Here is a 24,148-nt window from a genome sequence, read left to right as displayed (position 1 = left end):
GCACTTCCACCTTCGAGAATGCAATACATTTCGATTTTTCGAATTATCCCAAATTTAACTTCCTTGAGTAGAATTACCTGCACTTTTCACGCTTTCCCTGCACGTAAGTTTCACCAAGCCACCCCGCGCATTAGTTCCAATTTTCGACCGTTTCTGAAAAAAGATTCATTTATCCACACAAATGATTACAGTTTCTAGATGACAGTTTGAACAGCTGTGGCTAATGTTATTCCTGTCAATTGCAAATTCCCCTCTTGACGGAGATCATCCCCCCCTAAGGGGAAAAATATGAACCGTCTTCCAAAGACTCTCACTGCCGCCGTCCTCACCGGCGCGCTGGCTTTGGGTGGCACCACTGTGGCGCAGGCTCAAGAGAATGACAACCCTATGTACGTTGCTCCAGAAAACCCGCAACTGGACCTACGCCCCGAGGCTAACGCCAACACGGAAGCCGATGAAGACACCACCGGCGAACTGGACGAAGATGCAGAAAACAACGGCGAGATCGAGCGACACGACACCGCTGCTGACCCAATCGTCGTCGATGGCGTTGAGTACTTCAAGCAGTTGGACGGTTCTTGGCTGTCTAAGCCAGAAAACGGCAACCCTGTCCGCCTGACCGCAGACCAAGCCGAGAAGCTTGTCAAGGACCAGCAAGACACCAGCGCAATCCCTGGTGCGTCTACCAAGACCTTGGAAGACGGCACCATTTGCTACCAGCACATTCAGCAGAAGGATGTATACGTTGAAGGCTCCAATGCCGTCAACGTTGAGGTAACCCCAGAAACCATCGGCAAGTGCAAGAGTGCTGCAGGCGAGACTCCAAAGCCGGATGAGAAGAAGTTCGACGCCAAGAAGCTTGCTTGGTTGGCACTTCCTGCAGCGCTGATCATCGGTGGCATCACTTGGTACCTGACCCACGACGGTAAGACCTACGTCAAGGACGAGGCTCGCAAGAACGAGCAGCCTACCGCTGAGGAGAAGGCTGCTTCCGAGCAGATGCTGAAGGAAAACAAGGACGAGGTCATCGCTCAGGGCGGCAAGCTTGCAGAGGGTAACTCCGCACAGGGCACCACCAACGGTGCTCAGTCCACCGACAACGTTCGTGGCATGGCCGCAGAGACCGGTAACAACTCCATCGCACGTGGCGCTGTTGCACTGGCTATCGCAGGCCTGCTTGCTGCAGGTGAATTCGTTGCACGCCGCAAGTTCTTCGCTTAAGCGAAACACCCCTACAGGTAAAACCGTAAAAGGACTGGCTGTGCCGGTCGGGAACGATTCCCGGCCGCACAGCCTTTTTCTATGCGCATTAGGAATTCCAGTGTCGTAAAATTGTGAGGCTTTCATGGCTGGCAGACTCAACGGCCTACAGCTCGACAGTCCTCCCCTACTCTCAGTTACCCCTCCCCATATCCTCCCCCACCATGATTACCGCAATGATTCCTGTGCCCTGACGCACAACTAGACCAGCCTGTACAATTTTGCATAGTAAATCCTATTAAATTCCCCCGATTATTTATACTGAGGCTATATTTTACCCAGGTCACCTGCGGAAATGCCACCCACAACGGTCGGGCCAGCCATAAAAACACAGAGTTCCTCACTCCATACAACTTGGTCTAAATAGTTGAACCGGGTAGTCTATGTTGCGTCCACTTTTACGTCTACTATTCCAAGGTTCCTCATGACACGCTCTCTATTTACAAAAATCGGCGCATCGGTAACGGCTGCTGCAACCGCACTTACGCTGAGCGCTTGCGCTAGCGATAGTGAAGACAACAGCGATACGGATACGATTCAGGTTGGTACTTCCCCAGGACCATATTCTGAACTTTTCAAGGACGGAATTGAGCCAATCCTTGAAAATGAAGGCTTTAAGGTCGATTACACGGACTTTTCTGAGCTGCGACAGGCAGATGTCGCTCTATCCGAGGGGCAGATTGATCTCAACGTAGACCAGCACACGGCGTACATGAACGTCTACAACCAAGAGACTGGGTCCGAGCTGACCAACCTCACCGATATCCCCACCGTTAAGACCAAGATTTACTCCAAGTCCCATAAGTCCATTGATGATGTGGATAAGGGACACACCGTTGCCATCCCGCAGGACGGTTCGAACCAGACTCGAGCATTCCGCCTTTTGGTCAAGCTTGGCTGGCTCACCATGAAGGACGATGCTGACCAGAACCTCTTGACGGTCAATGACATTGAGGACAATCCGCACGACCTCAAGATTCAGCCGATGGACTCTGCTACCATTCCGCGCTCCATGGACGATGTTGACTGGGGTATTATCCCAGGCTCCATCGCTTATTCCTCCAAGGTCGACCCTTCCCTGGCCCTTGGGGAAGAAGATCTCAGTGATGACCTCATCCTCCAGGCCGTAACCACGGAAGACAAGAAGGACGCTGACTGGGCTAAGGCAGTTATTGATGCCTATAAGTCCCAGGAGTTCCTCGACCACGTCGATAGCGTGAACGAGGAAAACTACTGGTTCGTTCCAGACTCGCTCAAGAAGTAATACGGAACTTTTCTCCATGCTTGATGTTGAATTTCGCGACTTAGGCAAGACCTTTCGCACGAAGTCGGCCTCGGTGACAGCCCTGGAAGTTGTCAACTTGGACATCGAAAAGGGCTCCATTTTCGGGGTCGTCGGCACGAGTGGTGCCGGCAAGTCCACCTTGCTGCGCACCATTAACGGACTGGAAAAGCCCACCGCTGGAACGGTCAATGTTCTGGGCCGCGACCTTAACGCGCTGTCCAAGAAACAACTGCGCGAGCTGCGCGGAGAAGTGTCCATGGTATTCCAGCACTTCAACCTGCTCGATACGCAGACGGTGGCCCAGAACGTGGCGATGCCGCTCATCTTGGCCAAAACGCCGAAGAAGGAAATCCAGCAGCGCGTTACCGAGGTGCTGGAAATGGTGGGCCTTGAAGGACGCGCTCAATCGCTGCCGAAGCAGCTTTCTGGTGGTCAGCGTCAACGCGTTGGTATTGCCCGCGCTTTGATTACCAACCCCAAGATCTTGCTGTGCGATGAACCTACTTCAGCCCTCGACCCGCTCACGACAGACCAGATTCTGGATCTCATCGTCCGCGTGAACCAGGAGCTGGATATCACCGTCGTCATCATCACGCATGAGATGGGCGTTATCTCCCGCATTGCGGACACTGTTGTGGTGATGGAGGACGGCCACGTCATCGAAAACGGCTCCGTGAGCGGCGTCTTTTCTGCTCCACAGCAACCCCTGACGCAGCGGCTCGTGGAGACAGTGCTCCCGCAACACCTTCCAGCATCGGTACAAGAAACGGTCAATGAATCCCACTATGACCGCGTCCTGCGCGTCACCCACCACAGCGGCGCGGCGAAGGGGCTTGTCAGCAGCTTGGTGCAACGAGGCATCGACACGGATATTATCCACGCCTCCGACGTGGCCTTACGCGATGGCACGGTTGGCACGTTGGTACTCGGGCTCGCCAATAAGGATGAAGCTGCGCTTAACGATGCCGTGCAATGGATACAGCAGCAGGGCCAACTCAACGCAGAGGTAGTGAACTAATGGATTTAACCGAGATTTTCGATACCAAGGTTTCTATCGATCAATACCTAGAGGCCGGCTGCCAAACCCTCTATATGGTGGGTATTTCCCTCTTCCTAGGAACGATCGGCGGAGTTGCCCTGGGAATCATCCTGGTACTTGCTAACCCACAGGGCATGTATCCCAACCGCGTTCTGTTTAGGATTACGGACTTCCTAGTCAATACGGTGCGCTCCTTGCCGTTTATCATCTTGATGGTGGCAATCGTCCCGTTCACGCGCCTTATCGTTGGAACTTCCATCGGCATGACCGCGGCGCTGGTGCCGCTAACCATCTTCATCGCGCCGTTTATGGCCCGCCTCATCGAGCAATCGGTGTTGGAAGTTGGCGATGGCATCCTCGAAGCCGCGGAATCCATGGGCGCTTCCCTGTGGCAAACCATCCGCTATTTCTTGCTGCCGGAAGCTAAGGCCTCGATCATCTTGGCGCTGACCACCTCCACCATCACCTTGATTTCTGCCACTGCGATGGCCGGAACCATCGGTGGTGGCGGCGTCGGTGACTTGGCGGTATCTTATGGCTATCAGCAATTCGATACCGTAGCCATTATCCTCACCGTGATTATCCTCATCGTGGTGGTACAAGCAATCCAGGGCTTGGGCAATGCGCTCGCCCGCCGGGCACGCAACGGCGCCTAAAGTACGCCCGAAAAGGACGAAGGCTGGGGTTTATCCCCAGCCTTTTCTAGTATCAGAAAGCCAAGCTCTACGACGTCACTTTCTCCCAACTGGTGGAGCGAAATGAAAGTTCGGTCGGTGGTTCATGTCCCCGATACTATGGAACTATGATTATTCATGTGTGCGGCGAAGAACCGACTACTGTGGCGGTGACCAGCAGCGCGGATAACAGAACGACCTCCCGCACCGGCGCCAATCCCCCACTGCGCAAGGAAGTAGAGTCAGCCCTATGAGCTACACCAAACGCACGCTGTGGATACACCTGGGCCTATTCCTCTTAGCGTTCCTCGCCTTCATCCTCCCCGTCGTCGTTGGCACCGCAGCCCTGCTCCCACTGTGGCTCTCGGGTGGAGTAAGCATCATCCTTGCAGCGGGCGCGCTTATCGATGCCGCCTTTAAGTTCTTCGCTCCAGCCTCCCCGCGCAGCCTCAAACTGCTATCCGGCATCGCCGGCATCGTGCTGCTGGTGGGCTGGGGAATCTGGATCTACATCTACGGCAACATGGCGGCAGTCGGCACAGGAACCTACCGCATCGGCAATTTCCTGCTGAGCGTGGGCTGCGTGCTCAACCTCTTCATCATCGCCATTTCGGTTTTGGATATCCGCCGGTTGGCGCGGCAGTAGCCGAACCAAGCGCTCCTGGCGCTTAGCGCGGGGAGCGCTTAGTTGTCGCTGGGGAGGACGCGGCGGGGGACGATAATGGGGGCATCGCCAAGCGGGTCGTCCCAGGCCTCCGCCTCAATGCCATAGGCCTGCGCCAATACCTTGGGGGCCAGCGCCTGCTTCGGTGCGCCGCGAGCGATGATATCGCCGGCCTTCATCACGACCATGGAATCGGAGTAGTGGCCCGCGAGCATGAGATCGTGCAGGACCACAACCACCGTTTTGCCGGCGCGCGCCTGTGCGCGAGCCAGCTCCAGCATGCTCATGGCATGGGCGGGGTCGAGGAAGGTGGTGGGTTCATCGAGAAGCAGCACCGGCGTATCTTGCGCGAGCGCCAAAGCCAGCCAGACGCGCTGGCGCTGCCCGCCCGACAGCGAAGCGATATCGCGATCGAGGAAGTCCACAATCTCCGTGGCCTCGCAGGCCTGGGCGATGATCTCCCGGTCCGTAGGAGAAAGGCCGCGCATCCTGCCCTGATAGGGGTGGCGCCCGCGTGCGACCAACTCGCCTACCCGCAGCCCATCCGGCGCCACGGGGTGCTGCGGCAGCAGCGCCACCTGCTGCGCGGCTTCCTTCGCGTTCATCGCATGCAGGTCAGCCTCCCCGACCATGACGCTACCCTGCCGCGGGGCCAGGATTTTAGACAGCGTCTTGAGCAGCGTGGACTTGCCGCAGCCATTGGGCCCGATGAGCGTGGTGACCTCACCGGCGCGGGCATGCAGGTCGACGCCGGAGAGGATATCCTCGCCGTCCTTATATCCCGCATGGATGCCGGTGGCTTGGAGGCTGCACCGGCGCTTCGGGCTCGTGGGCTGATTATCCGTCATATCTTTTCCTTCATCCACGTACGAGTGTGTAGCACTATTTGGGTGGCGGGCTGGACTGAACTTCGCTGTGCCGCGCCACGGCATTTAGCTGCGCCGGGCCGCATTCCACACCAATACCACCAGGGCGCAGCCGCCGATGACCGAGGAGACCGCACCCACCGGCGCGTTGACCGGAATCGCGCCGGCAATGACGGCGCACACGGTCAGCAGCGCCGCGCCCGCGGCTGCCGATGCCACCGGCGAGGGCGTAGGCGTGCGCGCCACCATCCGCGCCAGGTGCGGCGCTAGCAGCGCGATAAAGCCAATGGGCCCCACCACCGAGACCACCACGGCGCAGATGCCGGTTGCCGCGATGAGCAGCAGGGCGCGCTGGCGGGAGATATTGACGCCCAGGGTAGTGGCAGAGGAATCATCATGGGCAAGCAGCGGCAGCTCCCGCGCGCACCAGATGCCTATGGCGAGGAACGGTGCCAGGGCCACTAGCAGGGGAACGATGACCTCCATGCGCACAAACCCGGTCGAGCCCGCAAGCCACGTTTGTGCCTCGGCCGCGCGCTGGATCTGGGCGCTGCGCATCAGATACGCCACGACGGCCTGAAACATCAGCGATAAGGCGATGCCGACGATGACGATGCGATTGCTCGTGCCGATGCCACCCAAGACGGCGAGGAGGATGACGACGAGGAGGGCGCCGATCATCGCCAAGCATGCCCGCCACCAGAAGTCCGGGATGCCGTCCGCGAAACTGGGGCGCGAATGCACAGTGCCCAGCACCACCAGGACCGATGCACCGCCGGTCACGCCCAAAATATCCGGCGATGCCAGTGGGTTGCGCGCCATGGTCTGCGTCCACGAACCGGCCACACCGAGGGCGGCGCCGACGATGACGGTGGCGATGGCAACAGGCAGGCGCAAGTCCCACACCACCCTGATGTGGCTCTCGCTGCCGCCGCCGGTGAGCACATCGAGGACCTGCCGCGGGCTCAATTCCAGCGGGCCTTGCCCCAGCAATACCAGGTAGGCGGCAAGCGCAATAAGGCCAAATACGAGTGTAGAGGCGAGCACGCGGACGTGCCTGCGACGCTGCTGCGCTTGCAGGATACTGCTTATTGTTGTCATGCGTTATCGCCCCACGCTCTGCCCACGCCACGGTGGGCGCCCCAAATGAGGAAGGGCGCGCCCACGATGGCAAGCACGATAGACATCTCTAGCTCCGAGTTACCCACGATAAGCCGCCCGATGATATCGGCGGCAAGCACGGCGCAACCGCCCAAGAGCGCGGAGGGCAGGATCATCGTGGCAACGCTTGGGCCAACCACCCGCCGCACGATGTGGGGGATGGCAAAGCCGACGAAGGCAATGGGGCCGGTCGCCGCCGTGGCGCTGCCGGCCAGCACCACGACGCTGAGTGCTGCGCCCACCCGCGCGGTGGTGGGAGACCCGCCTAAGGCGAGCGAGGACTCCTCCCCCATGGCCAAAAGGTCGAGCGGCCTAGCCGCCATTGCCGCGCACGCGAGGCCGATGAGCAGGCCAATACCCGCAATGGCGACGTCTTCTGGGCCGCGCCCGAAGGTCGAGCCGATGGTCCATCGCCGCATGCTATCGAGGACGTCCGTGGAATACAGGCCGATGATCACCGCGCCCGATCCCAGGGCTGCTGAGACGCCGGCGCCGACGAGAATGAGCGTTAGCGGATCCTGGAACCGCCGCGAGACGGCCAAAACCAGCAGCGTGGTAATGCCCGCGCCGACGAGCGCGAGGGTGGTGCGCATGCCGGTGGTGGTAGCAATGCCAATGGCCGTACCTAGGGCAACGAAGAACGAGGCGCCTGCGGTAATGCCGATAAAGCCCGGGTCCGCCAGCGGGTTCCTGGTCCACGATTGCGCCAAGACACCGGCGACGGCAAGGGCAGCGCCGGCGAAATAGGCCAAAAAGGTGCGCGGCATGCGCAGGTTCCACACGATATCGCGGATATCCTGCTCGCCTGCCCCGCGCAGCGCGGCGATGACCTCATCAGGCGGAATGGAACGGGAACCCAGCGCCAAGGACCCCACCGCCAGCGCCAGGCTGACGAGGATAAGGGCAACAAGGAACGTCGTGCGACCCTTTCCCCGCGCCATCACCGGTGTGGCTGTGGGGTTTTGCGCTGTGGAACCCGTCTGGATAGTCTGGCCGTCCTTCGTGGTTGCTGACAATTACAGCTTCTCTTCAAACTTATCTATTGCCCAGGGGATGGTCACTGGGTTCGGCATGCTCATGGCGTTGCCGGTATCCGTGTCCAGGTAGCGCACGCGCCCCTCCTTGACAATATCGAGGCCCTGGAAGGTCTTATCCTTCTTCAAGACATCCGCGGAGCCGTTGTAATCCAGGACAAAGAGGTGCTCAACCTGGTTGAGCTTTGCGTAGTTTTCCGGGGCAATGTCAACGAAGAAGCTGCTGCCATCGCCCTTCAACTCATCGGGGATCTCCATGCCAAGATCCTCGATGAACTGTCCGCGCCCGTCCTCATCGGTGTACAGGCCAATCTTGCCGTCATAAGGCATGACGATGGCCGCGGACTTGCCCTGCAATTCGGTGTGCTCGCGGCGGAATTCCTCGAAGGCCTTTTCGGTGTCCTTGATGAGCTTTTCGCCGTCGTCTTCCTTATCCACGGCGTCCGCGATGGCCTCTACCTGCTTTTCCCAGGGAATCTGCCAGTCTTCATACCCATCCGGCTTGACGGTGGTCGGCGCGATCTCTTCCAGGGATTCCTTCGTGCGCGCATCCACTGCCTGATTCACCGCAATGATCTTGGTGGGGTCGGCCGCGGTGATCTGCTCGAAGGTCTCCGCGGTGAAACCGGTTGCGGTGTTGTAGATGGTCTCAGGCTTGGCATCGCCAAGCAGCTTCTTTGACCACGGGCCCACGCCGGAAGGATCGCCGTCGCCCTCAGCGCCCCACGGCGCCACCGTCACGGGGGTGATGCCCAGCGCGAGCAGCGTATCGGCATCGCCCAAGCCCAGGCTAGCCACGCGCTCCTCGCTGGCGGCATCGGTGGACGACTGCGTACTTTCATCGCCCTCACCGCGCGAACAGCCGGCTAAGGCGACGGCTCCGGCGGACAGCAGTGCCACAACACCCATGGTGCGGCGTCCGAAAATCTTCATGAGGCTAACCCTTTCAATAAAGGAGGTAAATGACGTGGCATATCCTATCCCCCCGAAAGAATTAGGCAAGGCTTAACTGTGCCCAGGTATGTTGGACGCATGAATTCTTCCTTACAATCGTCCACGATGCCTGAACACGAATTGATCCCCGTTACCCTCACCGCCAATGAGCAGATCCGACCGCGGCTGCACCGCCTGACGTTTCACGCTGAGGCGTTCCGGACGTATGAGCTCGCCGGCCCCGATGAATACTTTGGCCTCGTCATGCCGCAAGCCGGGCAGGAATTTGCGCCCTTCCCCGTCGATGGCGTCAATATCCGCGCGGCGGTGGCCGCTATGGACGAGGAAACGCGTCCAGACCTGCGCTGGTACACCATACGCGCGCTGCACCCTGAGGACGCGACTGTCGATGTCGATGTGGTCACCCACGGCGATTCCGGCCCCGGCTCGCGGTGGATTCTCCGCGCGCAACCCGGCGATACCGCGGGGTTCTTTACCTGCAACGAGATGTGGCGGCCTACCGAGGCTGCGCAGCTATTGGTCGCCGATGCCTCCGCCTTGCCTGCCCTGCGGCATATCCTTGCCTACCAAGAGAAACATGACCCGGCGAAGCTCGCTTCCACTGACGTTGTAGCCGTGGTCACCAGCGATGACGAAGTAGAGCCCGGCCTCATGGCCAGGTGGGAGCCCAGCGTGCGCAGCCTGCGCGTCCTTCGGACTGAGCCGCACCAGGAGGCAGATTCCGTCGTTGCCGCGCTGGAAGCAGATTATGCTGCTGCGCCGATACCTGGGTACGTGTGGGTCTCCGGCGAGGGAGATTTGGCAAAGAAGGTGCGCGGCCTCGCGGTGAAAGGCTGGGGCTTGCCCACCGATGACGTCACCTGGGTGCCCTATTGGTTTTATGGAAGGGCCCGTCCTTAAGAGCCCTAAAACAGCGAGAGGCCCCTGCGCCGAACCATGTGGTCCGGTACAGGGGCTGCGCTGGCTAGGGTTTACTTAGCCTTCTCGATGATCTTTACGAGACGGAAGTGCTTGTCCTTAGACAGCGGGCGGGTCTCAGCGATACGTACGAGATCGCCTACGCCTGCGATTTCTTCCTCATCGTGCGCCTTAACCTTCTTGTTAGAGCGCATGATCTTGCCGTACAGAGCGTGCTGCTTGCGGTCTTCGATCTCGACGACGATGGTCTTGGACATCTTGTCCGAAACGACGTAGCCGGTGCGGACCTTAGGAGCACCCTTGACCTTCTCCTTCTTCGGAGTTGGTCCCTTCTTGGATTCAGTCACGTTAGCCTCACTCATGATTAAGCCTCAGCTCCCGGAGCGACAGACAGGCCCAGCTCGCGCTCGCGCAGAACGGTGTAGATGCGGGCAATGTCGCGCTTAACCGTGCCGATGCGGCGGTTGTTGGTCAGCTGGCCGGTGGCCTTCTGGAAACGAAGGTTGAACAGTTCTTCCTTCGCATCCTTCAGACGGGTTTCCAGCTCTGCGTTGTCGAGCTCACGGAACTCGTGGGCGGGGGTACCGGTTGCCATTAGAACTGGTCCTCCTTCTTGATGATGCGGACCTTGCAAGGAAGCTTCTGGCCAGCGCGGCGCAGAGCCTCGATTGCAACAGCCTCAGTTGGGTAGCTCATCTCGAAAAGTACGCGGCCAGGCTTCACGTTAGCCACCCACTTCTCAACCGGGCCCTTACCGGAACCCATACGAACACCGAGCGGCTTCTGGGTCAACGGACGGTCCGGGAAGATGTTGATCCACACCTTGCCACCACGCTTAACGTGGCGGTTGATGGCAATACGTGCGGCTTCAATCTGACGGTTGGTGATGTACGCAGGCTCCAGTGCCTGGATTGCGTAATCGCCGAAGTTAATGCGGTTTCCGCCCTTGGACACGCCACGACGGCTCGGGCGGTGCTGACGGCGGTACTTAACACGCTTAGGAATCAGCATGGATTAGCCCTCCTGCTTCTGCTGTGCACGCTGGCGGCGCTGGCCACCGCGGCGGGAGCGACCGTTGCGGTCACCGCGGCCACGGCCCTGTGCCGGAGCGTTCAGTTCGGACTCGCGTACGCCACCGACGACGTCACCCTTGTAGATCCACACCTTGATGCCGATGCGGCCGAAGGTGGTGTGGGCCTCTGCGGTGCCGTAGTCGATCTCGGCGCGAAGAGTGTGCAGCGGAACGCGACCCTCGTGGTAGCGCTCAACGCGGGACATTTCTGCACCGCCCAGGCGACCAGACAGCAGGATCTTGATGCCCTTAACCTGTGGCTGGCGCATAGCGGACTGGATAGCCTTGCGCATTGCACGACGGAATGCGACGCGGTTAACCAGCTGCTCCGCGATGGAGTGAGCAACGAGGGTTGCGTTTGCGTCTACCTGCTTGACCTCGAGGATGTTGAGGGCAACCATCTTGCCGGTGAGCTTTTCCAACTCGCGGCGGATGCGGTCAGCCTCAGCACCGCGGCGGCCAATCACGATGCCCGGACGGGCGGTGTGAATGTCCACGCGGACGCGGTCACGGGTGCGCTCGATAACGATGTCGGCGATGCCGGCGCGCTCGAGGCCCTTGTTGAGGTAGTTACGAATCTTGATGTCTTCGGCTACGTAGTTCGCGTAGTCCTTATCCGCGAACCAGTGGGTCTTCCAGTCGGAGGTGATGCCCAAACGTAGGCCGTGAGGATGGATCTTCTGGCCCATTACTTGGCCCCTTCCTGCTGGCTTTCGACAACCACGGTGATGTGGCTGGTGCGCTTACGAATCATGAATGCACGACCCTGTGCACGCGGCTGGAAACGACGCATGGTCGGGCCCTCGTTGGCGTATGCCTCGGAGATGACCAGGGTGCGTGGGTCGAGGCCGAAGTTGTTCTCAGCGTTTGCGGCTGCGGAAGCAACGACCTTTGCAACTGGCTTGGAAGCACCCTGCGGTGCGTACTTCAGGATTGCCAAAGCTTCGCTTACGGACTTGCCGCGGACCAGATCGAGCACACGACGTGCCTTCATCGGGGTAACGCGGACGTAGCGGGCCGTGGCGGATGCGGAGGTGATGGTCTCACTCATCGCTTATCGACGTCCCTTCTTGTCATCCTTGACGTGACCCTTAAAGGTCTTGGTTGGTGCAAACTCGCCCAACTTGTGGCCGACCATGGAGTCCTCGATGAAGACCGGCACATGCTTGCGGCCGTCGTGGACGGCGAAGGTGTGTCCGATGAAATCGGGGAGAATGGTCGAGCGGCGAGACCAGGTCTTAATGACCTGCTTGGTGCCTGCATCGTTTTGAGCATCCACCTTGTTGAGGAGGTGCTCATCGACGAACGGGCCTTTCTTAAGGCTGCGTGGCATTGTTTACCTCCTCTTAGCGCTTCTTGTTCGGGCGACGACGGCGCACGATCATGTTGTTGGAGTAACGGTTCGGATTGCGGGTGCGACCCTCTTTGTGACCCCATGGGGACACTGGGTGGCGACCACCGGAGGTCTTACCCTCACCACCACCGTGTGGGTGGTCAACCGGGTTCATAACGACACCACGGACGGTCGGGCGAACGCCCTTCCAACGCATGCGGCCGGCCTTGCCCCAGCGGATGTTCATCTGCTCGGCATTGCCAACTTCACCAACCGTTGCGCGGCAACGGATGTCCACGCGGCGGATTTCAGAAGACGGCATACGCAGAACGGCGTACTTGCCTTCCTTACCCAGCAGCTGGATGGAAGCACCAGCAGAGCGAGCCAGCTTAGCGCCAGCGCCCGGCTTGAGCTCAACAGCGTGGATGGTCGAACCGGTCGGGATATTGCGCAGTGGCAGGTTGTTGCCCACCTTGATATCTGCGTTCGGGCCGGACTCGACAACAGCACCCTGCTTCAGGCCCTTCGGCGCGATGATGTAGCGCTTCTCGCCATCTACGTAGTGCAACAATGCAATGTTTGCGGTGCGGTTCGGGTCGTACTCAATGTGGGCGACCTTTGCCGGAATGCCGTCCTTGTCGTTACGACGGAAGTCGATCAGACGGTAACGGCGCTTGTGGCCACCGCCGATGTGGCGGGTGGTGATGCGGCCGTAGTTATTACGACCACCGGTTTTGCTCAGCGGGCGCAGCAGGGACTTCTCCGGAGTCGAACGAGTGATCTCGTCAAACTCAGATACGGAGGATGCGCGGCGACCCGGAGTTGTCGGCTTGTACTTACGAATAGCCATAATTCTTCCTTTTCCTTTCGGCTCTCCGGTGGCGCTTAAGCGCCTGCGCCGAAGACGTCGATGGAGTCGCTGCCTTCACGGAGCGTCACGTATGCGCGCTTGGTGGACTTACGCTGACCGAAGCCGGTGCGGGTGCGCTTGCGCTTACCTGCACGGTTTACGGTATTCACGGAGTCGACCTTCACGTCAAAGATCTGCTCGACGGCATCTTTAATCTGGGACTTGTTGGAGTCTGGGGAGACGAAGAACGTGTAGACGTTCTGCTCCATCAGACCGTAGGACTTCTCAGATACAACCGGGGCGATGATGACATCGCGCGGGTTAGAAATCTTAGCCATTAGTTCTCCTCCTTATCCGCGCCGGTAGCGCGAGTGATGAAGGTGTGTAGCGCCTCAACGGAGAACACAACGTCATCGGAGTAGAGAACGTCGTAGGTGTTGAGCTGACCGGCGTCCAAGATCTGAACGTTCGGCAGGTTATTAGCGCTACGACGGGCGTTGATGTCCTCGCGGCCGATAACCAGCAGCACGTTGTCGCGCTCGGTCAGGGACTCGAGGAAAGCCTTGGCCGCCTTGGTGGACGGCTTCTGGCCTGGAACCAACTCTTCGATGACATGGATGCGCTCGTTGCGAGCACGGTCAGACAACGCACCGAAGAGAGCAGCCTTGATCATCTTCTTAGGGGTGCGCTGTGCGTAGCTACGTGGCTGCGGGCCGTGGACGGTGCCACCGCCGGTGTAGTGCGGCGCACGGATGGAACCCTGGCGCGCACGACCGGTGCCCTTCTGGCGGAAAGGCTTACGGCCACCACCGCGGACGTCGCCGCGGGTCTTGGTGGCGTGGGTGCCCTGACGAGCAGCAGCAAGCTGTGCGTTGACAACCTGGTGCATCAAAGCAACGGATGCCTCGGTGTCAAAGATTTCAGCCGGCAGGTCCACGGAGCCATTGGTCTTACCTTCAGAGGTGTGGACGTCTAGCTTGAGGTTGCTCATGCGTGTGCACCGCCCTTCACTGCGGTCTTAACGGTGACGAGGCCGCCGCGCGCACCAGGGATAGCACCCTTGATGAGCAGCAGGTTGGACTCGACATCGACTTTCTGAATCTTCAGGTTTTGGGTCGTCACGCGGTCGTGGCCCATGCGGCCAGCCATGCGCTTGCCCTTGAAGACGCGGCCTGGGGTAGCAGCGCCACCGATACCACCAACGCGGCGGTGAGCGGCCTGGTTACCGTGAGCTGCGCCCTGCCCCTGGAAGCCGTGGCGCTTCATAGCACCAGCGTAGCCGTGGCCCTTGGTCTGGCCGGTGACGTCAACGAAAGTGATGCCTTCGAAGATGTCTACCTTGACCTCTTGGCCAACCTCGTATGCGGAGGTGTCGTCCATACGGATTTCCGCAACGTGACGACGCGGGGTTACGCCAGCCTTTTTGAAGTGACCAGACTCAGGCTTGTTTGCCTTGCGTGGGTCAATCTCGCCAAAGGCGATCTGGATGGCGCTGTAGCCATCGGTTTCGGGGGTGCGAATCTGGGTGACAACGCATGGCCCTGCTTCAACGACGGTAACCGGAACAACGCGGTTCTCGTCGTCGAAGACCTGGGTCATGCCGAGCTTCTTGCCCAGAATGCCCTTGATCTCGTTTTCACTCATTATTAGTTCTCCACCAAAGTCGCTTACTGGATGTTCACGTCGACGCTTGCCGGAAGATCGATGCGCATCAAGGCATCAACGGTCTTCGGGGTCGGGTCGAGAATATCGATCAGGCGCTTGTGCGTGCGCATCTCGAAGTGCTCGCGAGAGTCCTTGTACTTGTGCGGAGAACGAATAACTGCGTACACGTTCTTCTCGGTTGGGAGCGGCACTGGGCCAACTACACGAGCACCCGTACGGGTAACGGTCTCGACGATCTTCTTTGCAGAAGCGTCGATTGCCTCGTGGTCATAGGCCTTCAGCCGAATGCGGATCTTTTGTCCCGCCACGCTTATCCTCTTCCTCGCTTCCCCACTTTCACATTCCCGGCGTTTCCGGGGCGTGAAGCGGTGGGAAATTGCTTCTCGATTTCTCTATAACGTTGTCCGGGCCTGGGGCCTGACACAACGCCAGTGGTCTGACTGTCATGACAACCAAGAGATACAGCACATGGCAAATGCCAGTCTGCAGTGCTCCTGACGGGGTACAAGACCCGTAGTCAAAGTATTGTGAAGAGGACGGTTTTCACGCATTACACGTGGAGAGTGTCCTATTCGCTAACTGCCGCTGTTTATTTGCCATGCCCCTTCTCCGGTCCATCGTCTCGGGGTGTCTCTGCTCTAGCGCGGACCTAGCCCGATCGGATGACCTTCCAGTCTGTGTTTCAGGAAAGCCCTGAACCACGATGACAACGAAGGTGTCATGTTCGCTTTACCAGCTCAGCGTCTCCCCGATATGCACCGTGTTTAAGACGGCCCGTTATCGGTTCGCACTGCCCTGTTAAAGCAACCTAAGTATTTAAGCACGATGGGCTGGTGTTTTTCAAACCACCCCGGCAATAGTGCCAATAATCACGTTTTGGTAAATATTGTTGTCACAGACCCCACGTCCGGTTAGGCGGTAGGTACGCTCAAAGAGGGATTTTGAACCGTTGGTTCTTGGTCCTTCAATTTCATATTGCGACCATGCAAGTCAATATTTAAGGAAAGGCCTTAAAGACCATGTCAGAGAACAACACTCCTGCAAAGCACTCTGAGAACAACGTTGCCGCTTCTGAAGAGCGCGAGGTAAACAACAACCTGGAGACTCAGTACGGCACCACCACCATTGATGACGTCGTTGTTTCCAAGATCGCCGGCATTGCAGCCCGCGAGGTTTCCGGCGTTGACTCCCTCGGTGGCGGCGGCGCTCGCATGATGGGCACCATCCGCGAGTCCTTCGGTGCATCCGAGGACGTACGCCAGGGTGTTGACGTAGAGGTAGAAAACGGCTCCGCAAAGATCGAGATCGCCATCACCGCTGAGTACGGCGTTGCCATCCACGAGCTGGCTGAGGCAATCCGCCGCAACATCATGAACGCTGTCGAGCGCATGACCGGCCTGACCGTAGAGCGCGTTGACGTTGTTGTTCACAACGTCAAGCTGCCGAAGGAAGACTCCGAGTCTGAAGAGCAGGCTGCACTGAACCAGGGCCAGGCATAAGAACAATGCCTGAACCCCGAGCGCAATTTGAGCTCGAGGTAAGCCACGCTCACGCAATTGCGGAAGCGGTGCAAAAGCTCAACGGTGTCGCGGGCCTTGACGGCGGACGCTACGGCTCGGTGAACCTACTCTTCCCGGGCGAAAGGGTTTCCGGCATGCGCCGGCCCGATCCCCGCGACGATCGCCACCTGCAAATCAACGTCCGCGTTGATATCAGTGCGCAACCTGATCTGTACCGTCTGGCGGAAGAAATCCGCTCGACCGCCCGCAAGGCATGTACGGAATTAGATCGCGTCGACGTTGAGTTTTCTGATGCCGTAGATGGCTTATCCGCTGCTCCCTCGAAGGATTAGATATGAAAAATTACACCACATTGGGCATTGTTATCGGCCTGCTACTTGCCTTCTTTTTGTACTTAGGTTGGGGTTGGATGCTGCTCGCCGTGCTGCTTGCTGCTATCGGTGGCCTCTTGGGCTCCCATTTTGATGGCCGCATCGACCTCAGCGCTGTGTGGAATGGCCTCATTGGCAAGGAGAAAGGCCAAGGCTAATGTCAGAAGGTTCCACTAAGGGCCACACGCGTTTCTCGCTGCGGACCATGGAACGAATCGTGACCGCCGCAATTGCTAGCGTGCCTGGCACAAAGGATTTAGATGCCAAGCTTGCTGGCATTGGCGGACGCGGTTATCCACGGGTTTCGGTACAGATGGACCCAGAGCGTGAGGTCGCCGCAGTAAGCGCGACCATCGCTGTGGTGTGGCCATCGCCGGTTACCGCAGTCGCGGAAAGTACGCGTGCCGCCATTTCAGAGGCCATTGCTGCCCACACCGGCTATACCACCACCCGCGTTAATGTCACCGTTGGTGAATCGGTTCCGGATACTCGCGTGACCGCAGAACAGGTTGCGCAGCGCCCTGCTGCTTCGGCTTTTACGCCGGAGGTCACCCCGTCTACCGTGACCCAGCCTGTCACCCAGGACTCGGTCGAGGTGCGAGGCATCGAGACCCCGGAAGAAGCCGCGGTTCGCACCGTCGATACCCCGCAAGAGGCGGTGGTTCGCACAGTTGCCGTTCCACCAGAAGCGGATATCCGCGAGATTTCTTCCGGGAAGGAAGTTGCCATCCGCGGAGTATCGGCGCCGCCTGGCGATACCCCGGTGCGCTCCGTTGACACGCCGCGGGAGGCGCCGGTGCGCAGCATTTCCGCTGATCTTCCGGATCACCAGCTGTTAGACATCAGTGCTCCAGAAGATCACGAACCGCGCCGCATCATCGAACCGCGCCCAGAGCGGGTACGCAGTGTTCGCGCCCCGCGCCCTGCTCGGTTGCTCCCGAGCGGACAGGTACGTCCCTTCGCCAAGAAGGCAAAGGTCTCTGTCCCTCGTCCGCAGCCTTTGCGCAAGATCGACATCGACAATGCGCAACAGTACAAGCGCGTTCGCGTTGCGCGGCCGGCTCCCCTGCGCAAGGTGCACTCACCTCGCCCACGACCACTGCGCAAGATCGAGATCGATAATTCCCGGAGCGAGCAGCGCGTGCGGACCGCAAGGCCCGCCCCGCTGCGCAAGGTTCAGGCCCCGCGCCAGGAACCGCTCAAGCGCATCAAGGTAACCCCAACGAGCCAGCGCCCGCTGCATGTCTATGCGCCACGGCCTGAGCCGCTGCGTGCCATTTCCATCACCCCATTCCACGAGCAAGGAGGCAATAATGGCTGAGATGAATATGCCTGAGCATTTCGGGCAACAGCCCAAGGCGTCTCCTGCCGTGCGTACGTGGACCGTCATTTTAGGTTTCGTCCTGCTGGCCATTGGCATTGTGGGCGTACGCGAAACCTGGCTTGTCGGCGCAGACGCCAATGCCCAATCGTGGGTCCAGCCGGTCCTCAATCTTATTGCCACCGAGCAATTAGAAACGTGGATGATCTGGGCTGGCGTGGGCTCCATCGTCGTTGGTCTCATCTTTGTAATCGCTGCGGTAAAGACGCGCCGCAATACCCACATCCAGGTCGCTTCCGAGTCCGCTTCCATGTGGATGCGTCCGGTTGATGTCGCGCGCTTGAGCTCTGCTGCAGCGCGCCGCGTTCCGGGAGTCGCGTCCGCACAGACTTCCGCGGATACCAAGAGCGCGAAGGTTACCGTCAATGGCGATGAGCAAGACTCCGAGTTGCCGGGGCGCGTAGAAACTGCTGTCACCCGTGCCTTGGAAGTGCTTGCGCATCCACCAAAGGTCACCGTAGCCGTAGAGAAGATTCCGGAGATGGATAATCATGTCTAAAAAGCTTGCTACCTTTGACCGAATCCTCCTCGGCCTGCTCGGAATCATCCTCATCGCGCTCGGTGTGTGGCCGATTCTCATTAACTTCAATGTGGAATTTGCTGAATACCTGGCCGAGTGGGTAGACCACGATACGTGGCGCACTTTGGGCGACAATAGTTGGTGGGTCTGGGTCTTGGCCGGTGCCTCTGCCCTATTGCTCATCATTGGTTTGTGGCTCATCGTCGTAAACCTGCGTCACCGCCGCTTTAATAATGTGGAATCCGCAGCTTCCAATGAAGAAGGCGCAATCTCTGCATCCATGAACGCCATCGCCACCGCGGTGGCCAAGGATCTGGACGCGTTAGAGGGTGTGGACCGGGTCGAGCGCTTGGTTGCATACGACCGCGCCCGCCCAACGCTGCAGTACACGGTGGTTGCCAACCCAGACACGCCGCTGGAGCGGCTGACCAACGCTGTAGAAACGAATGAGCGCGACTTCCGGGAGGCTTTCCCCGACGCTGACCTAGATACCAGCTATAAGCTGCACTTCACCAAGGTCAAGCCGATGAAGGATTTAGCTGAATAAGGGGTTTGGGGTCTCTGCAACAAGAACCTCAACTACCTTGCCCAATCGCGCATAATCGCCGCCCTCGAGGAGTAACTCCAACTCCTCGCCAGGGCGGCATTTTTCTATCCTCTTCCACGCATAATTATGGGCAACCACCCGCCGGTTTTCCTTGTGAAAGAGATGCAGTCCGTGGTCTAGGACAGCGATAGCGTCCTCCAAGCGGAGGACATAGACAAAGTCACCCAACTCGTAACGGCTCAGGCCGCTAAGTTCCGGCAGCGGCTCATCCAGGCGCATGATGCTGGAGACGATCCCAAGGCGGTGTTCAAAGCCCTCAGTATCCGTAACCACGAAGGGCCGGCCAGGCCCCGTTGGCCTAATGGCGCTGTATTCCCACACCACCGGCTGAGCATTCGGGCGGCGCACGATGATGCGGGAGGAATCGGCGGTGATGCGGGAGGTGGGGGCATCGCTAAGCACGAGCCACACACCAGTGCCCACGCGGCCGCCCTCCAAGGGCAATAGCGGCGGGTGAACCTCGGCCTGCCGCTCGAGTTCGGTGACTAACTCCGCGTCGCTCACGCCCCAGCCGATGCCCCGGTTGGCCAATAAGGCAAAGAGCGTCGGCAGGCTCAGATCGGGCTGGCCCTCCCATGCCTTGCGCAGCGCTGCCAAGGTCGGGTCAATGCGAGTGGGATCTTCCATAAGGGTCTAGCCTACCGAGGCGTTCCGCCCTATTACAGCCACGGGTCAGCACCCCGCCTTGGCTAACTGGTTACCCCCGTTTTCACTTATTTTCAGGTAAGCGTTCCCTATAACTGTTGAACAATTCAGGTTTTTAAATCTGCAGCTGAATCCCATTTTTCTTTTTAAGGCCCTAAGCGTCTACACTGAAAAAATACCTGTCGTTTGATTGGCGATGTACATCACGGGGCTACGTGAATTGTGCGCTCGCTTATATCTTATTAGATTGGTCACATACAACGACTCCATCGTTGGCCTCATATTTATTCGCACTGTTTCCTGCTTAACCGCGCACGGAGAATTTCCCCATGACAAAGTATTTGATCAAAAAGATCTTGGGCTGGTTACTCATGATCTTTTTAGCCACTAACTTGGCTTATTTCTTGGCGGCCTCGTTTTTGGACCCGCGTTCGAACTACACCGAGCGCCGTCCACCACTTTCAGATGAGGAAATCAATAACCTCCTCGAGCCTTATAACCTCAGCCCAGAAACCCCGCTCCTGGAGCGCTGGTGGACCTGGCTGACCAATATCCTCACGAAGTGGGACTGGGGACAATCTCCGGTCGGTGAGATGGTTAACGAAGAGATCAGCTACCGCATCTGGGTATCCGCACAGCTGCTCTTGCTGGCCACCATCCTGTCCATCGTCATCGGTGTGGCCGTTGGTGTATACACCGCCTCCCGCCAGTACAAGACCGGTGACCGCGTGTGGCAGGGAATTTCCATCATTGCGATGAATACCCACGTGGTTGTTGCCTCCATCGCCGTCGTCTGGGCTGCCCTGGAGATCAACGATTTGACCGGCAAGAAGATTTTCTACGTCGTCGGCTCTAAGTCCTTGGGGGTCGAGGGATTCTTCCCCAAGCTCTTGGACTCCGCGCAGCACCTCGTCTTGCCCACGGTGTCCCTGGTGATCATCAGCTACGCCAGCTACCACATGACTCAGCGCACGCTGCTGCTCGATAACCTCGATGCGGATTATGTCCGCACCGCACGTGCAAAGGGACTTACCCGCCAGCAGGCCATCCGCAAGCACGCGCTGCGCACCTCCATCATTCCGGTGGCAACGTCCGTCGCCTTCTCCGTGCCCGGCATCTTCACCGGTGCCGTGATGACGGAGCGCATCTTCGGCTGGAATGGTATGGGCCAGTACTTCATCCAGACCATAAGTAAGAATGACATCAATGGCGCGGTAGCCGTGGCGGCATTCGGTGCCGCAATGACGGCCGTGTCCGCCGTCTTGGCAGACCTCGTTGTTGTCGCCTTGGATCCACGAGTAAGGGTGAGCTAAATGACAAATCCCAAAGAACCAAAGATGTCCAAGAAACAGCCCCGTGGCGAGGTTTCTACGCGCACCGAGGTCGTCTCCGAGGATCCTTTAAGCAATGAGGAAGCCGAGCGCATGGCCACGCTGCCGGAGGTTCCCCGCGGTACTTCCCGGTACAAGCTGTACGTCCGCCGCTTCTTCCGCAACAAGCTAGCCACCGTCGGTGTTTTCATCCTGGGCTTTCTCATCTTCGCCGCCCTTTTTGGCAATTTCTTTGCCCAGTGGGACTACACGGAACCGGACTTCCTCGCCCTGTCTGAGCCACCGAGCTCCGAGCACTGGTTCGGTACCAACGATTCCGGCAATGACCTTTATGCCCAAACCATCCACGGCCTTGGCAGGTCCCTAACCATCGCCATCGTGGTGTCCTTTGCCACGTTGGTTATCTCCGCATTCATCGGCTGTGCCGCAGCCCTGTGGGGCGGAATCGCGGAAAAGGCCGTCCTCGCCGTTATCCACTTCCTGCTGTCCATCCCGACCTTCCTGCTCATCGCCCTCGTGGTGGCAGACTCCGGCGGTGACTGGAAGCTTTTGATGGTCGTCCTTATCGCCTTCGGCTGGATGTACCAGGCCCGTGTGATTTGGTCCTTGGCCCTTACCGTCCGCGAGCAGGACTATGTCCGCGCCGCAAGCTACATGGGCGTATCCAAGATGCGCACCATCATCCGCCACGTCATTCCCAATATTGGTTCGCTGCTTATCATCCAGTTCGTCTTCGGCGTGGTGGGCACCGTGGGCTCTGAGACCGCCCTGTCCTTCCTGGGCTTGGGCGTGAAGCTTCCCGATGTCTCCCTCGGTACCTTGCTGCAGGGCGGCACCGCCTCCCTGCAATCCGCCCCATGGCAGTTCTACTTCCCCGCCGCTACCTTGACGCTGCTGACCGTCTCCATGGCATTTATTGGCGATGGTCTGCGCGACGCACTCGATCCCAACTCCAATTCCGGAGGTAAACTATGACTTCGCCTATCTTGTCCGTCAATGACTTACGCGTCAGCTTTCCTTCTGAAGCAGGTACCGTCTCTGCGGTGCGCGGTGTCAGCTTTGATCTGCACCCCGGCCGCACCCTGGGCATCGTCGGCGAATCCGGCTCCGGTAAGTCCGTGACCTCCATGTCCATCATGGGCCTGCTGCCGGAATACGCCAAGGTAGAAGGCTCCGTGAAATTCGATGGCCGAGAGCTCCTCGGGCTTTCTGATAAGGAAATGTCGAGCATCCGCGGAAATGGCATCGGCATGATCTTCCAGGATCCGCTCTCCGCGCTGACCCCGGTCTTCGATATTGGTTCGCAGCTAGTGGAGGCCATCCAAGCCCACCAGGACGTCAGCAAGAAGGCCGCACTCAAGCAAGCCACTGAGCTGCTGGATCTGGTGGGCATCCCCGAGCCCCACCTGCGCCTGAAGTCCTTCCCGCACGAGTTTTCCGGCGGTATGCGCCAGCGCGTGGTCATCGCCATTGCTATTGCGAATAACCCGCGCGTGCTCATTGCCGATGAGCCGACGACGGCCCTGGACGTCACCATCCAGGCCCAGATCCTGGACGTCATCCGAGTAGCCCAGCGCGAGACCGGCGCCGCGACCATCATGATTACCCACGATATGGGCGTGGTGGCAGAAACCGCCGATGATGTCATGGTCATGTACGCCGGCCAGCCGGTAGAGCACGGCGATGTCGATACCATCTTCTCTAACCCGCGCATGCCTTATACCGTGGGCCTGCTTGGTTCCACCCCGCGCCCCGATGCCTCGGCCTCGGAGCCCCTGACCCCCATCGAGGGCAACCCGCCGGTCTTGGTGGATCTAAAAGATCGTTGCCAATTCGCCCCGCGCTGCCCCGTCGCACAACAGGCTTGCCTTTCCGGCGAGCCGGAGCTGATTCCGCTCAAGGACGAGTCCACCTCCCACCGCAGCGCCTGCCTGCGCGCGCCGGAGATCCACGACCGCAAGATTGACGGCGAGCTGATGTTCAAGCCGCCGCTGCTTTCCGATGACGTCTTGGCCGACGTTCCCCGCGAGGACCGCAAGACTACCCTCGCCGTGAACGAACTCCGCAAACAGTTCCCGCTGACCAAGGGCGCGCTGATTAAGCGCAAGGTGGGCACCGTCAAGGCCGTCGACGGCATTACCTTCGATATCCGCGAAGGCGAGTGCCTGGCCATCGTCGGCGAGTCCGGCTGCGGTAAGACCACCACCCTGCTGGAGATCATGGACCTGGACCCAGAAAATGGCGCAGTAGTCCTCAACGGCAAGGACGCCAATGGAATGAGCGGCTCAGAGCGCCGCGAGGCCCGCAAAGACATTCAGATCGTCTTCCAGGATCCGATGAGCTCGCTAAATCCTCGCCTGACCGTTCGCGAGGTAATTGCGGAACCGCTCAATTCCTTAGGCTATGACGGCGACGTCGATGCCCGCGTGAATGAGCTCATGAACCTGGTCGGCCTCGATTCCTCGCAGCTGGACCGCTTCCCTAGCCACTTTTCTGGCGGCCAGCGCCAGCGAATCGGGTTGGCGCGCGCCCTAGCCACGCGTCCTTCGGTTCTCGTGCTGGATGAGCCAGTCTCCGCCTTGGACGTCTCCATCCAGGCGGGTGTCATTAACCTGCTCGAGGACCTGAAGCGAAAGCTGGGCCTGTCCTATCTCTTCGTCGCCCACGATCTTTCCGTCGTGCGCCACCTTTCGGACCGCGTTGCGGTGATGTACAAGGGCAAGTTTGTCGAGTCCGGCTCAACGGATGAGATTTTCGATAACCCCCAAGACGACTACACCAAGAAACTTCTGGATGCCATCCCGAATCCAGATCCCAAGGTTGCCCGCGCACGCAGGGAAAAATCCCGGGCCTAGCTACCCCCTAGCCCCGCATCCTTTTCCCAAAGTGATTGCGGACACAAATTTGAATATTGTAAAGTACTTCACATAGTTGCAACAGATGGTTACTTAATCGGCCGTCTATGCCAACTTCGCCTTCATCTCACGCAAGGAGTAAT

32 protein-coding genes are annotated in these 24,148 nt (G+C 59.0%); 16 read left to right on the top strand and 16 right to left on the bottom strand.

Features of this window, described 5'->3' with window-relative positions; all coding sequences use genetic code 11:
* Positions 1 to 288: 288 nt before the first annotated feature.
* The 6 genes from HMPREF1287_RS10510 (at position 289) to HMPREF1287_RS10490 (ending at position 4,904) form a co-directional block, all read left to right on the top strand.
* Positions 289 to 1,221 carry a hypothetical protein gene (locus HMPREF1287_RS10510; RefSeq protein ID WP_023016746.1) on the top strand — a complete coding sequence of 311 codons (933 nt, stop codon included), beginning with the start codon at positions 289 to 291 and terminating at the stop codon, positions 1,219 to 1,221.
* A gap of 463 nt (positions 1,222 to 1,684) precedes the next feature.
* On the top strand, positions 1,685 to 2,524 hold the full coding sequence (locus HMPREF1287_RS10505; RefSeq protein ID WP_023016745.1) for a MetQ/NlpA family ABC transporter substrate-binding protein: 840 nt from the start codon (positions 1,685 to 1,687) through the stop codon (positions 2,522 to 2,524).
* 16 nt (positions 2,525 to 2,540) lie between these two features.
* Entirely contained in the window at positions 2,541 to 3,563 is a 1,023-nt protein-coding gene (locus tag HMPREF1287_RS10500) for a methionine ABC transporter ATP-binding protein (protein WP_023016744.1), read from the top strand.
* Positions 3,563 to 4,240: a methionine ABC transporter permease gene (locus tag HMPREF1287_RS10495; RefSeq protein WP_023016743.1), complete on the top strand. Its 678-nt coding sequence runs from the start codon at positions 3,563 to 3,565 to the stop codon at positions 4,238 to 4,240. The genes HMPREF1287_RS10500 and HMPREF1287_RS10495 overlap by 1 nt, the downstream gene beginning before the upstream one ends.
* Before the next feature lie 146 nt (positions 4,241 to 4,386).
* Positions 4,387 to 4,512, top strand: coding sequence for a hypothetical protein (locus tag HMPREF1287_RS12800; protein ID WP_255342444.1), 126 nt, complete (start codon positions 4,387 to 4,389; stop codon positions 4,510 to 4,512).
* Positions 4,509 to 4,904, top strand: coding sequence for a hypothetical protein (locus HMPREF1287_RS10490; protein WP_023016742.1), 396 nt, complete (start codon positions 4,509 to 4,511; stop codon positions 4,902 to 4,904). Before HMPREF1287_RS12800 ends, HMPREF1287_RS10490 begins: the two co-directional genes overlap by 4 nt.
* 38 nt (positions 4,905 to 4,942) lie before the next feature.
* Here HMPREF1287_RS10490 and HMPREF1287_RS10485 read toward each other — a convergent pair whose 3' ends face one another.
* The 4 genes from HMPREF1287_RS10485 to HMPREF1287_RS10470 form a co-directional block, all read right to left on the bottom strand.
* Positions 4,943 to 5,770 carry an ABC transporter ATP-binding protein gene (locus tag HMPREF1287_RS10485; RefSeq protein ID WP_023016741.1) on the bottom strand — a complete coding sequence of 276 codons (828 nt, stop codon included), beginning with the start codon at positions 5,768 to 5,770 and terminating at the stop codon, positions 4,943 to 4,945.
* Positions 5,771 to 5,854: 84 nt separating this feature from the next.
* On the bottom strand, positions 5,855 to 6,889 hold the full coding sequence (locus HMPREF1287_RS10480) for an iron chelate uptake ABC transporter family permease subunit (RefSeq protein WP_023016740.1): 1,035 nt from the start codon (positions 6,887 to 6,889) through the stop codon (positions 5,855 to 5,857).
* A complete protein-coding gene (locus HMPREF1287_RS10475) occupies positions 6,886 to 7,965 on the bottom strand; it encodes an iron ABC transporter permease (RefSeq protein ID WP_023016739.1) in 1,080 nt (359 codons plus the stop codon). Before HMPREF1287_RS10475 ends, HMPREF1287_RS10480 begins: the two co-directional genes overlap by 4 nt.
* On the bottom strand, positions 7,966 to 8,916 hold the full coding sequence (locus tag HMPREF1287_RS10470; RefSeq protein WP_023016738.1) for an ABC transporter substrate-binding protein: 951 nt from the start codon (positions 8,914 to 8,916) through the stop codon (positions 7,966 to 7,968).
* A gap of 99 nt (positions 8,917 to 9,015) precedes the next feature.
* Between HMPREF1287_RS10470 and HMPREF1287_RS10465 the strand changes: the two genes are divergently transcribed.
* Positions 9,016 to 9,837, top strand: a complete 822-nt coding sequence (locus HMPREF1287_RS10465) for a siderophore-interacting protein (protein ID WP_023016737.1) — start codon at positions 9,016 to 9,018, stop codon at positions 9,835 to 9,837.
* 71 nt (positions 9,838 to 9,908) lie between these two features.
* Here HMPREF1287_RS10465 and rpsQ read toward each other — a convergent pair whose 3' ends face one another.
* From rpsQ to rpsJ, 11 genes are read right to left on the bottom strand one after another with little or no spacing between them, the layout of a single operon-like run.
* On the bottom strand, positions 9,909 to 10,217 hold the full coding sequence (gene rpsQ / locus HMPREF1287_RS10460; RefSeq protein WP_005276946.1) for a 30S ribosomal protein S17: 309 nt from the start codon (positions 10,215 to 10,217) through the stop codon (positions 9,909 to 9,911).
* Positions 10,218 to 10,219: 2 nt separating this feature from the next.
* Positions 10,220 to 10,450: a 50S ribosomal protein L29 gene (gene rpmC / locus HMPREF1287_RS10455; RefSeq protein WP_005276944.1), complete on the bottom strand. Its 231-nt coding sequence runs from the start codon at positions 10,448 to 10,450 to the stop codon at positions 10,220 to 10,222.
* Positions 10,450 to 10,866 carry a 50S ribosomal protein L16 gene (rplP, locus tag HMPREF1287_RS10450; RefSeq protein ID WP_005276943.1) on the bottom strand — a complete coding sequence of 139 codons (417 nt, stop codon included), beginning with the start codon at positions 10,864 to 10,866 and terminating at the stop codon, positions 10,450 to 10,452. Before rplP ends, rpmC begins: the two co-directional genes overlap by 1 nt.
* Before the next feature lie 3 nt (positions 10,867 to 10,869).
* Positions 10,870 to 11,616: a 30S ribosomal protein S3 gene (rpsC, locus tag HMPREF1287_RS10445; RefSeq protein ID WP_005276941.1), complete on the bottom strand. Its 747-nt coding sequence runs from the start codon at positions 11,614 to 11,616 to the stop codon at positions 10,870 to 10,872.
* A complete protein-coding gene (gene rplV / locus HMPREF1287_RS10440; RefSeq protein WP_005276938.1) occupies positions 11,616 to 11,978 on the bottom strand; it encodes a 50S ribosomal protein L22 in 363 nt (120 codons plus the stop codon). The genes rpsC and rplV overlap by 1 nt, the downstream gene beginning before the upstream one ends.
* 3 nt (positions 11,979 to 11,981) lie before the next feature.
* Positions 11,982 to 12,260, bottom strand: coding sequence for a 30S ribosomal protein S19 (gene rpsS / locus HMPREF1287_RS10435; protein WP_005276936.1), 279 nt, complete (start codon positions 12,258 to 12,260; stop codon positions 11,982 to 11,984).
* A 13-nt stretch (positions 12,261 to 12,273) separates the two neighbouring features.
* Entirely contained in the window at positions 12,274 to 13,110 is an 837-nt protein-coding gene (gene rplB, locus HMPREF1287_RS10430) for a 50S ribosomal protein L2 (protein ID WP_005276935.1), read from the bottom strand.
* A gap of 35 nt (positions 13,111 to 13,145) precedes the next feature.
* Positions 13,146 to 13,448: a 50S ribosomal protein L23 gene (rplW, locus tag HMPREF1287_RS10425; RefSeq protein ID WP_005276934.1), complete on the bottom strand. Its 303-nt coding sequence runs from the start codon at positions 13,446 to 13,448 to the stop codon at positions 13,146 to 13,148.
* A complete protein-coding gene (gene rplD / locus HMPREF1287_RS10420; RefSeq protein ID WP_005281229.1) occupies positions 13,448 to 14,101 on the bottom strand; it encodes a 50S ribosomal protein L4 in 654 nt (217 codons plus the stop codon). The genes rplW and rplD overlap by 1 nt, the downstream gene beginning before the upstream one ends.
* A complete protein-coding gene (rplC, locus tag HMPREF1287_RS10415) occupies positions 14,098 to 14,754 on the bottom strand; it encodes a 50S ribosomal protein L3 (protein ID WP_005276932.1) in 657 nt (218 codons plus the stop codon). Before rplC ends, rplD begins: the two co-directional genes overlap by 4 nt.
* A 23-nt stretch (positions 14,755 to 14,777) precedes the next feature.
* Complete coding sequence (gene rpsJ, locus HMPREF1287_RS10410) at positions 14,778 to 15,083, bottom strand: 30S ribosomal protein S10 (protein ID WP_003848085.1); 306 nt, start codon at positions 15,081 to 15,083, stop codon at positions 14,778 to 14,780.
* 711 nt (positions 15,084 to 15,794) lie between these two features.
* Here rpsJ and HMPREF1287_RS10405 point away from each other — a divergent pair.
* Genes HMPREF1287_RS10405 through amaP form a run of 6 tightly spaced genes read left to right on the top strand, consistent with a single transcriptional unit; the run spans position 15,795 to position 19,114 of the window.
* Positions 15,795 to 16,274, top strand: coding sequence for an Asp23/Gls24 family envelope stress response protein (locus tag HMPREF1287_RS10405; RefSeq protein WP_005276899.1), 480 nt, complete (start codon positions 15,795 to 15,797; stop codon positions 16,272 to 16,274).
* A 5-nt stretch (positions 16,275 to 16,279) separates the two neighbouring features.
* Positions 16,280 to 16,627 carry a hypothetical protein gene (locus HMPREF1287_RS10400; protein ID WP_005276897.1) on the top strand — a complete coding sequence of 116 codons (348 nt, stop codon included), beginning with the start codon at positions 16,280 to 16,282 and terminating at the stop codon, positions 16,625 to 16,627.
* Positions 16,628 to 16,629: 2 nt separating this feature from the next.
* The gene (locus HMPREF1287_RS10395; protein ID WP_005276895.1) at positions 16,630 to 16,824 is read left to right on the top strand and encodes a hypothetical protein; all 195 of its coding nucleotides are present in this window, start codon (positions 16,630 to 16,632) and stop codon (positions 16,822 to 16,824) included.
* The gene (locus HMPREF1287_RS10390; protein ID WP_023016736.1) at positions 16,824 to 17,987 is read left to right on the top strand and encodes an Asp23/Gls24 family envelope stress response protein; all 1,164 of its coding nucleotides are present in this window, start codon (positions 16,824 to 16,826) and stop codon (positions 17,985 to 17,987) included. The genes HMPREF1287_RS10395 and HMPREF1287_RS10390 overlap by 1 nt, the downstream gene beginning before the upstream one ends.
* Positions 17,980 to 18,546, top strand: coding sequence for a DUF6286 domain-containing protein (locus HMPREF1287_RS10385; protein ID WP_005281210.1), 567 nt, complete (start codon positions 17,980 to 17,982; stop codon positions 18,544 to 18,546). Before HMPREF1287_RS10390 ends, HMPREF1287_RS10385 begins: the two co-directional genes overlap by 8 nt.
* Positions 18,539 to 19,114 carry an alkaline shock response membrane anchor protein AmaP gene (gene amaP / locus HMPREF1287_RS10380; protein WP_023016735.1) on the top strand — a complete coding sequence of 192 codons (576 nt, stop codon included), beginning with the start codon at positions 18,539 to 18,541 and terminating at the stop codon, positions 19,112 to 19,114. The genes HMPREF1287_RS10385 and amaP overlap by 8 nt, the downstream gene beginning before the upstream one ends.
* Here amaP and HMPREF1287_RS10375 read toward each other — a convergent pair.
* Complete coding sequence (locus HMPREF1287_RS10375; protein ID WP_023016734.1) at positions 19,103 to 19,801, bottom strand: hypothetical protein; 699 nt, start codon at positions 19,799 to 19,801, stop codon at positions 19,103 to 19,105. The two genes, amaP and HMPREF1287_RS10375, sit on opposite strands and share 12 nt — an antisense overlap.
* 347 nt (positions 19,802 to 20,148) lie before the next feature.
* On the opposite strand from HMPREF1287_RS10375, the gene HMPREF1287_RS10370 reads away from it, so the two are divergent.
* Genes HMPREF1287_RS10370 through HMPREF1287_RS10360 form a run of 3 tightly spaced genes read left to right on the top strand, consistent with a single transcriptional unit; the run spans position 20,149 to position 24,005 of the window.
* Positions 20,149 to 21,132, top strand: a complete 984-nt coding sequence (locus HMPREF1287_RS10370; protein ID WP_023016733.1) for an ABC transporter permease — start codon at positions 20,149 to 20,151, stop codon at positions 21,130 to 21,132.
* The gene (locus tag HMPREF1287_RS10365) at positions 21,133 to 22,125 is read left to right on the top strand and encodes an ABC transporter permease (RefSeq protein WP_023016732.1); all 993 of its coding nucleotides are present in this window, start codon (positions 21,133 to 21,135) and stop codon (positions 22,123 to 22,125) included.
* The gene (locus HMPREF1287_RS10360) at positions 22,122 to 24,005 is read left to right on the top strand and encodes an ABC transporter ATP-binding protein (RefSeq protein WP_023016731.1); all 1,884 of its coding nucleotides are present in this window, start codon (positions 22,122 to 22,124) and stop codon (positions 24,003 to 24,005) included. The genes HMPREF1287_RS10365 and HMPREF1287_RS10360 overlap by 4 nt, the downstream gene beginning before the upstream one ends.
* Positions 24,006 to 24,148 lie beyond the last annotated feature (143 nt).

Source organism: Corynebacterium sp. KPL1986, from assembly GCF_000477975.1.
GTDB classification, from domain to species: domain Bacteria; phylum Actinomycetota; class Actinomycetes; order Mycobacteriales; family Mycobacteriaceae; genus Corynebacterium; species Corynebacterium accolens.
Note: the sequence above shows the minus strand (reverse complement) of the source record. Positions and strands in the feature narration are given on the sequence as shown.

Excerpts from the sequence above, each read along its gene's own strand:
- HMPREF1287_RS10510 (WP_023016746.1), top strand. The coding sequence starts at position 289 with ATGAACCGTCTTCCAAAGACTCTCACTGCCGCCGTCCTCACCGGCGCG.
- HMPREF1287_RS10505 (WP_023016745.1), top strand. The coding sequence starts at position 1,685 with ATGACACGCTCTCTATTTACAAAAATCGGCGCATCGGTAACGGCTGCT.
- HMPREF1287_RS10500 (WP_023016744.1), top strand. The coding sequence starts at position 2,541 with ATGCTTGATGTTGAATTTCGCGACTTAGGCAAGACCTTTCGCACGAAG.
- HMPREF1287_RS10495 (WP_023016743.1), top strand. The coding sequence starts at position 3,563 with ATGGATTTAACCGAGATTTTCGATACCAAGGTTTCTATCGATCAATAC.
- HMPREF1287_RS12800 (WP_255342444.1), top strand. The coding sequence starts at position 4,387 with ATGATTATTCATGTGTGCGGCGAAGAACCGACTACTGTGGCGGTGACC.
- HMPREF1287_RS10490 (WP_023016742.1), top strand. The coding sequence starts at position 4,509 with ATGAGCTACACCAAACGCACGCTGTGGATACACCTGGGCCTATTCCTC.
- HMPREF1287_RS10485 (WP_023016741.1), bottom strand. The coding sequence starts at position 5,770 with ATGACGGATAATCAGCCCACGAGCCCGAAGCGCCGGTGCAGCCTCCAA.
- HMPREF1287_RS10480 (WP_023016740.1), bottom strand. The coding sequence starts at position 6,889 with ATGACAACAATAAGCAGTATCCTGCAAGCGCAGCAGCGTCGCAGGCAC.
- HMPREF1287_RS10470 (WP_023016738.1), bottom strand. The coding sequence starts at position 8,916 with ATGAAGATTTTCGGACGCCGCACCATGGGTGTTGTGGCACTGCTGTCC.
- HMPREF1287_RS10465 (WP_023016737.1), top strand. The coding sequence starts at position 9,016 with ATGAATTCTTCCTTACAATCGTCCACGATGCCTGAACACGAATTGATC.
- rpsQ (WP_005276946.1), bottom strand. The coding sequence starts at position 10,217 with ATGAGTGAGGCTAACGTGACTGAATCCAAGAAGGGACCAACTCCGAAG.
- rpmC (WP_005276944.1), bottom strand. The coding sequence starts at position 10,450 with ATGGCAACCGGTACCCCCGCCCACGAGTTCCGTGAGCTCGACAACGCA.
- rplP (WP_005276943.1), bottom strand. The coding sequence starts at position 10,866 with ATGCTGATTCCTAAGCGTGTTAAGTACCGCCGTCAGCACCGCCCGAGC.
- rpsC (WP_005276941.1), bottom strand. The coding sequence starts at position 11,616 with ATGGGCCAGAAGATCCATCCTCACGGCCTACGTTTGGGCATCACCTCC.
- rplV (WP_005276938.1), bottom strand. The coding sequence starts at position 11,978 with ATGAGTGAGACCATCACCTCCGCATCCGCCACGGCCCGCTACGTCCGC.
- rpsS (WP_005276936.1), bottom strand. The coding sequence starts at position 12,260 with ATGCCACGCAGCCTTAAGAAAGGCCCGTTCGTCGATGAGCACCTCCTC.
- rplB (WP_005276935.1), bottom strand. The coding sequence starts at position 13,110 with ATGGCTATTCGTAAGTACAAGCCGACAACTCCGGGTCGCCGCGCATCC.
- rplW (WP_005276934.1), bottom strand. The coding sequence starts at position 13,448 with ATGGCTAAGATTTCTAACCCGCGCGATGTCATCATCGCCCCGGTTGTA.
- rplD (WP_005281229.1), bottom strand. The coding sequence starts at position 14,101 with ATGAGCAACCTCAAGCTAGACGTCCACACCTCTGAAGGTAAGACCAAT.
- rplC (WP_005276932.1), bottom strand. The coding sequence starts at position 14,754 with ATGAGTGAAAACGAGATCAAGGGCATTCTGGGCAAGAAGCTCGGCATG.
- HMPREF1287_RS10405 (WP_005276899.1), top strand. The coding sequence starts at position 15,795 with ATGTCAGAGAACAACACTCCTGCAAAGCACTCTGAGAACAACGTTGCC.
- HMPREF1287_RS10400 (WP_005276897.1), top strand. The coding sequence starts at position 16,280 with ATGCCTGAACCCCGAGCGCAATTTGAGCTCGAGGTAAGCCACGCTCAC.
- HMPREF1287_RS10395 (WP_005276895.1), top strand. The coding sequence starts at position 16,630 with ATGAAAAATTACACCACATTGGGCATTGTTATCGGCCTGCTACTTGCC.
- HMPREF1287_RS10390 (WP_023016736.1), top strand. The coding sequence starts at position 16,824 with ATGTCAGAAGGTTCCACTAAGGGCCACACGCGTTTCTCGCTGCGGACC.
- HMPREF1287_RS10385 (WP_005281210.1), top strand. The coding sequence starts at position 17,980 with ATGGCTGAGATGAATATGCCTGAGCATTTCGGGCAACAGCCCAAGGCG.
- amaP (WP_023016735.1), top strand. The coding sequence starts at position 18,539 with ATGTCTAAAAAGCTTGCTACCTTTGACCGAATCCTCCTCGGCCTGCTC.
- HMPREF1287_RS10375 (WP_023016734.1), bottom strand. The coding sequence starts at position 19,801 with ATGGAAGATCCCACTCGCATTGACCCGACCTTGGCAGCGCTGCGCAAG.
- HMPREF1287_RS10370 (WP_023016733.1), top strand. The coding sequence starts at position 20,149 with ATGACAAAGTATTTGATCAAAAAGATCTTGGGCTGGTTACTCATGATC.
- HMPREF1287_RS10365 (WP_023016732.1), top strand. The coding sequence starts at position 21,133 with ATGACAAATCCCAAAGAACCAAAGATGTCCAAGAAACAGCCCCGTGGC.
- HMPREF1287_RS10360 (WP_023016731.1), top strand. The coding sequence starts at position 22,122 with ATGACTTCGCCTATCTTGTCCGTCAATGACTTACGCGTCAGCTTTCCT.